The 6,181-nt window shown below is 66.8% G+C and carries 7 protein-coding genes and 2 pseudogenes; 2 read left to right on the top strand and 7 right to left on the bottom strand.

Annotated elements, in window-relative coordinates:
• Positions 1–527 (top strand): HNH endonuclease signature motif containing protein (locus BRW65_RS21335; RefSeq protein WP_139273198.1); only part of this gene is annotated, 527 nt, incomplete at its 5' end.
• A gap of 197 nt (positions 528–724) precedes the next feature.
• Here BRW65_RS21335 and BRW65_RS21330 read toward each other — a convergent pair.
• The 7 genes and pseudogenes from BRW65_RS21330 to BRW65_RS32975 form a co-directional block, all read right to left on the bottom strand.
• Positions 725–1,489 carry an SDR family NAD(P)-dependent oxidoreductase gene (locus tag BRW65_RS21330; RefSeq protein WP_073878000.1) on the bottom strand — a complete coding sequence of 255 codons (765 nt, stop codon included), beginning with the start codon at positions 1,487–1,489 and terminating at the stop codon, positions 725–727.
• A pseudogene (locus BRW65_RS32815) lies at positions 1,486–1,779 on the bottom strand (CoA transferase); the annotation flags it as partial. The gene BRW65_RS21330 and the pseudogene BRW65_RS32815, both read right to left, overlap by 4 nt.
• Positions 1,780–2,036: 257 nt before the next feature.
• Positions 2,037–3,005 (bottom strand): enoyl-CoA hydratase/isomerase family protein, encoded by a 969-nt coding sequence (locus tag BRW65_RS21320; RefSeq protein ID WP_073877996.1) that lies wholly within the window; start codon positions 3,003–3,005, stop codon positions 2,037–2,039.
• Positions 2,978–3,249 (bottom strand): annotated as a pseudogene (locus BRW65_RS31005) (SDR family oxidoreductase); the annotation flags it as partial. The pseudogene BRW65_RS31005 and the gene BRW65_RS21320, both read right to left, overlap by 28 nt.
• 7 nt (positions 3,250–3,256) lie before the next feature.
• A complete protein-coding gene (locus tag BRW65_RS21315) occupies positions 3,257–4,459 on the bottom strand; it encodes a cytochrome P450 (protein WP_073877994.1) in 1,203 nt (400 codons plus the stop codon).
• Positions 4,460–4,720: 261 nt separating this feature from the next.
• Positions 4,721–5,407 (bottom strand): TetR/AcrR family transcriptional regulator, encoded by a 687-nt coding sequence (locus BRW65_RS21310; RefSeq protein ID WP_073877992.1) that lies wholly within the window; start codon positions 5,405–5,407, stop codon positions 4,721–4,723.
• 169 nt (positions 5,408–5,576) lie between these two features.
• Entirely contained in the window at positions 5,577–5,822 is a 246-nt protein-coding gene (locus tag BRW65_RS32975; protein ID WP_167374076.1) for a hypothetical protein, read from the bottom strand.
• Positions 5,823–5,838: 16 nt separating this feature from the next.
• On the opposite strand from BRW65_RS32975, the gene BRW65_RS32970 reads away from it, so the two are divergent.
• Positions 5,839–6,180 carry a SecDF P1 head subdomain-containing protein gene (locus BRW65_RS32970; RefSeq protein WP_244168153.1) on the top strand — a complete coding sequence of 114 codons (342 nt, stop codon included), beginning with the start codon at positions 5,839–5,841 and terminating at the stop codon, positions 6,178–6,180.
• Position 6,181: the final 1 nt, after the last annotated feature.

The raw sequence follows: 6,181 nt of genomic DNA, 5'->3' as shown, positions 1-6,181 counted from the left end.
TCGGCCAACACAACGGCCTACCCGCCTCCATCATCATCACCACCACCCTGGCCGACCTGCAGGCCGCCGCCGGCACCGGCCGCACCGGCGGGGACACCCGCCTGCCGATCAGCGACGTCATCCGCCTGGCCCGCCACGCCCACCACTACCTCGCCGTCTTCGACAACGCCAAACCCGTAGCGCTGTATCACAGCAAGCGACTGGCCTCCCCCGGCCAACGCATCGTCCTCTACGCCAAAGACCGAGGCTGTTCCGCACCGGGCTGCACCGTGCCCGGCTACCTCTGCGAAGTCCACCACGTCACCGACTACGCAACATCGCGGCGCACCGACATCGACAACCTCACCTTCGCCTGCGGACCCCACCACCGCCTGCTCAAACCCCGCGGCTGGACCACCCAAAAGAACACCAAGGGTGACACCCAATGGATCCCACCCCCCCACCACGACCGCGACCAACCCCGCACCAACACCTTCCACCACCCCGAAAAACTCCTCCGCGGTGACGATGACGACGACGCGGCATAGCTCAGGGCCGACTCCGCGAGCGCGCCTTCGAGCAGATCACCGCTGCGATGCCGATCCCACACGAACAACAGGTTCAATGCACCCCGGCGTGAAATGCCTCGGTGAGAAAACGTGCACCGCCGCTGCGCAGCGCCACCGCGTCGGCCGGAAACGCCAACCCGTAGTGGTCGCCCACCACCCAATGCGAACTCACCCGATTACCAAGTTTGTTCGGCCGCGCGCACCAGCATGTGGTTGACCGCCACCCGGCGATCCCGGGTCACCATGAACAACACCGCGTCAGCGACGTCTTCCGGTCGCAACTTCACGATGCCGGCGGTCTGACGCTCGAACGCCTCCCGAGACGGCTCGGACAGGTGGCTGAAGATCTCGGTATCGACCGTTCCGGGGCCGACCACGCCGACGCGCACCCGTCGGCCGAGCACCTCTTGCCGGATGCCCTCGCTGAAGGCGTTCACGCCGAACTTGGTCAGCGAGTAGACGGCCGTGTTGGGCCGAGCGACCCACCCGGCGGTGGAGCTGATGGTGACCAGATCGGCGACACCGCGCGGTGAGTCGGCGGCGGCGTCGATCAGGTGCGGGAGCGCCGCGCGAGTGACGTACAGGACCCCTTGCACGTTGACCGTCACCATGGCGTCCCAGTCCGGCAGCGACGCCTCGGCCGCGGGGCCAGAGTGCATCAACCCGGCGTTGTTCACCACCGTGTCGAGCCGGCCGAATTCCGCCACGGCGCGCTGGACCGCCTCTGCCACCTGTTCGGCATCGGTGACGTCGGCGGCCACGGCAACCGCTGTGCCCCCGGCGGATTCGATGTCGGCTTTCAGTTCGGCAAGCCGGTCCGCGCGGCGCGCGAGCAGGGCCACCGCGGCGCCTTCGGCGGCCAGTGCCTTCGCCGTCGCGGCGCCGATACCGCTGCTGGCCCCGGTCACCAGGGCCGCGGTGTGCGCAAGTGTTGCCGTCATGTCCCACCCGTCGTCGAGCCGGCCGCCTCCGTTGGCGCGCCCAGTATCCCGTGTAGCACATACTCGGTGTGCTCGCCCAGGTCTGGGGCGCCGCGCGCGATGCGCGCCTGGTCGCGCGCCATTCGCCAGGAGGGCCCGACGATCGGCCGCTGACCCTCACGGTGATCGCTGACGAACCGATACAGTCCGCGGTCCCACAGTCGTTGATCGCCGATCACGTCGAGGGCGGTGGCGCTCTTGCAGGCCGGCACCCCAGCCGCGCGCAGGCGCCGCGCCAGTCGCTCGGCGTTACCGGGACCCCGCAGTGGCGGTTTGGCGGGATCGGGGTGACTGGGCATGTGGTAGCCCCAGCCGCTGGCATGGAACACGTTGATGCTCGCGGCATTGCCGAATTCGGCCGCCGCGCCCTGCCCGAACGGGGTGATCGAGCAGAACACCACATCCGGATGCCGCTGCGGCCAGTCGCCGTACTCGCCCGCCACGGAGCCGGCCAGCTCGACGACCCGGGACCCCGTCAACGCCGACATGCGAGCCCTCCCGAAAACGGTCAGGGCTTCGCGCGTCCCGAGCGGCTCAGGCGCCACTCCGGCGGGAAGTTCAGGTCGTTGTCCTTGACGACGTTGTTCAGGCCCTTCTCGAAGGTGCCCTCGGTGAGGTCGACTTCCTCCGCGTCGTTCTTGATCATCGGCAGCATGCCCTCGACCATGCCCGTGAGCAGGCTGCCGAAGTATTCGCCCTTGTGCTGCTTGTAGAGCTCCAAGAAGGTCTTCTGCACCGCGACGGTGTCGGTCGGCCGGGAGCGCGAGCACGCCATCGCGTACTTCAGGGTTTCCTCTTCCAGCTTCTCCCGGGGCACCACGCTGTTGAGGAAGCCGCACTCGTACATCTCTTTGGCGGTGAAGGGCCGGCCGGTGAACAGCATTTCGGAGAACTTGCGCAGGCCCATCGTCTCGGCCCACCACCACAGCCGCGGTCCCCAACCCACGTAGCGGAACGCGGGGTGACCGAAAAGGGCGTCGTCGCTAGCGATCACCAGATCTGCGTCGCCCGCCTGGTAGAAGTGCCAGCCGTAGCAGTAGCCCTTGGCCTCGATGATGCTGATCTTGCGTAGCTCCTGTAACGGACGGTTTCCCGCGCGGGCCTTGGCGTAGAAGTCGGTGACGGTGGACAAGTAGCGATACGACCCGCCCGGCGGGTACTTGACATCGTCGTCGTTGATCGCGAGCTCGTGATGCAGTGGTAAGCCCGGATTCTCGAGCATCGGCCGCTGTTCGGGCAGGTCACCTCCGCTGCCGAAATCCTGCCCCTCGCCCCGGATCACGACGACCTTCACGTCGTCGTCCACGTTGCATTTGTGGATCAGGTCGGCGTAGTTCTGCCGCATCCCCAGGGTCGTGGAGTTGAGCTCCTCGGGCCGGTTGAAGGTGATGTAGGCGATCCGGTTCTTCTTGTCCTTCTCGAACTTGATGTACTGCTCGGCTTCCTTCTTCAACTCTTCGTAGTCGTATTCGGGCATCGTTCTCTCCAACTTTCCTGTAGTAGCGCCTTTTTGAGCAAGGCGCCCGCGTCAACGGGGAGGGAAACGCCGGTGACGAACGGGATTCGTCAGAGGCGAGGAACAGAACCGCGTTGCTGATGTCGGCGGCTTCCACCCATGGCACCGGCAGCGTGTGCATCATGTGCTGGCCCAGCTCGACGGCAACGGCGCGCATCAGGCCGATGACGCCGTGTTTGGCCGCGATGTAGTGCCCTCGACGCGGCCGGCCATCAGGGCACCACGGTGGGCAGGGTTTCCCAGCCGCGGACCGACGAGGTCGGGCTGAGCGTGGCGTTGGCCAGATCGGGCTCCCACTCCGGGAAGCGCTTGAGGATTTCCTCAAGGGCGACACGCCCTTCCAGCCGGGCCAGCGCCGAACCCAGGCAGAAGTGCGCGCCAACACTGAACGTCAGGTGCGGCCGGGTGGGGCGGTGAATGTTGAACTCGCCCGCGTCGGGACCGAACTGCCGCTCGTCGCGGCAGGCCGCCCCGATCAACATCAACATCACGCTGCCTTCCGGCACCGTCTGGTCATAGAGGCTGACGTCGCGAGTCACGTAGCGTGCCATGTGCGGTGCGGGCGGCTCGAAGCGCAGCAACTCCTCGATCGCTTGTGGGATGAGCCCGGGGTTCTCGACGAGTTCGCGACGCTGATCGGGGTGCTCAGCGAGAACTTTGCCCGCCCAACCGATCAGCCGCGTGGTGGTTTCGTTGCCCGCCCCGGCCACCACGTTGAGGTAGACCAGGATCTCCTCGCGCCTCAGCCGCCGCGTGGTCCCGGTCTCGTCGACGAACTCGACGTTGAGCAGCTCGGTCATGATGTCGTCGGACGGATTGTTGGCACGCCAGTCGATGTAGGCCTCGAACTGTTCGCCCACGGATAAGCCATGCTCGGCGGCGCTCATCGGCTTGCCCGGCTCGGTGCGTAGCTGGGCGTTGCCGCGATCGCGGATGTACTCCTGATCTTCTTCGGGAATCCCCAGCAGGGCGCTGATGACCTTCATCGGCATGATGGCGCCCAGGTCGGTCACGAAGTCGAACCGTCCCGACCCCACCAAGGGATCCAGCGATTGCGCGCAAAACTCACGGATCATCGGCTCCAGGGCGGCGATCTTGCGCGGGGTGAACATGCGCGACAGCAGCTTGCGGTGCACGTCGTGGATGGGCGGGTCTTCGAAGATCAACATCCCCGACGGGATCTCGAGATTGGCCTTGATCAGTTCCATGATCACGCCCCGCGCCGAGCTGTACGTGCCGTGGTCGAGGATTCCCTTGTTCACATCGGCGAATCGGCTCAGCGCGTAAAAGTCGTATTCGGAGTTGTAGTACAGCGGCGCCTCGTCTCGCAGGCGCTTGAACATGGGGTATGGGTCGGCAATCAGCTCGACGTCATATGGATCGAAACGAACGTGGCTGTCGGTGCTCGCCGTCACGAAATCCCTCCTATCGCTGTCATTTCCGGGGCATCCGGACACCCGCGCGGCGCTCGCGCTGACGGAGTTGCAGCGCTGGATCCGGTTTGGGCAATTTGTACACTCCGCTTAAATGCGTGGTTTTCACATGGGCGCGGGCTGGGCTGAAATCGGCCCGTCAGGGTGGCCCAACTCTATTCTCGTAGAGAACCATATGGCGAATGGTCTGGCAAGGCCCCGTGCCGCCCGGCCCGCCGCCGATTCGCGCATGTCCGGCCCCGCTCAGCCCGAGGCTCTGACGCGGCGCGCGCCCGGCGCGGGCCGGCCGGGCGCGCCGGTCAGCCGGCCCTGGTGCGCGCTGTGCAGGATGCCGGCCGCGATGGCCGACAAGATCCCGTCGAGCTGCTCGGGTGTGTCGACGATCCGGTCGCCGTGGGCGAATCGCACCAGCAGGCCGTTGATGAACGTCAGCGTCACGTTGCTCAGGTCCTCGACGACGGCGGGGTCCAGCTCCGCGCCGTGCGGCATGAGCTGCACCAGGATTTCCCGGTGCAGCTTGGTGAATTCGTCGGTGGCCCGTTGCAGAATCGCGGCAAGCGACGGATCGCGCGCGGCCTGCATCGTCAGCTCGTAACGGGCCTTGGTCCGGAACAACTGCGGCTCGTCGCCGGATCGGATGACCACCTGGGACAGCCGCGACGGCGAGGGGTTCTCCCCCCTGCCATCCGAGTCGTCGGCGACGGATTGCAGGTCGGCGAGGTCCAGCTCGGCCAACCGCTCGGCCACCGCGCGCTGCAGCGCCGAGCGGGTGCGGAAGTAGAACGACGTGGTGCCGTCGGGGACGCCGGCCTTGCGGTCGACCTTGAGATGGCTCAGCCCCTTCGCGCCGTCTTCGGCCAACAATTGAATCGCCGCATCGCACAAATCGCGGCGGCGCTCCCCCGGATTGGGCTTTCGGCGCTTCTCCATCGTCTCGGAGCGACACGCTACTCTATATTCGTAGTGTCCGTAAAGGGTCGCCACATGCTGGAGGTGGACGAAGGCCCCAGCGCGCGACCCGGCAACCATGGCTGCCGTACGACCACCGAACGCGCAACGACGCGGCGGTCCGCCCGACTGCAACAATGGGTCGAATGACTCAGCGGCGAGGTGGTGGGAAGGTCGGCGTCCCGGCCGCTTGGCTGACGGGCGCCGGGCTGCTCTTGGCGCTGGCGTGCGGCTGCCACTCGACGCGGCACCCGGCCTCGCCCACGACGTCGACCACCGCACCCACCGCGGCGCCCACCACGAGCGCGCCGGCCGCACCGATCGTGAAGATCGCGCCCTTGCCGGTCCGCCCGGTCACCAAGTCGCAGCCGACCGCCCCGCAGAAGTGTCCGGCCACCGACCCGAATCATCCGGTGGCGCCGACGGATGCGTTCACCGCGTGCGATATCGGCCGAAGCACCCTGTACACGCTCGGCCCCGAGACGATGCAGCTCGGGCTGATACATGTGGAGCCACCGAAGTCGCTGACGGCGGGCTTTTATGACGTGACCCTGATTCTCGATCCCCCATCGGCGTCCGCGTGGGCGGCATACACCGCCGCGCATCTACAAGACCATGTGGCCTTCATCCGCGACAATCTGGTGCTGGAGGCGCCAATCATCGAAGACCCCGTCACGTCGGGACGCATCGCGCTGACCACCCAAACGGCCGAGGGGGCGGCGCAATTGGCCCAGCTCGCCGGCCGCCCCGCGTGAC

Source organism: Mycobacterium paraffinicum, assembly GCF_001907675.1.
GTDB lineage: Bacteria > Actinomycetota > Actinomycetes > Mycobacteriales > Mycobacteriaceae > Mycobacterium > Mycobacterium paraffinicum_A.
This window is presented reverse-complemented; position numbering and strand designations above follow the sequence as displayed.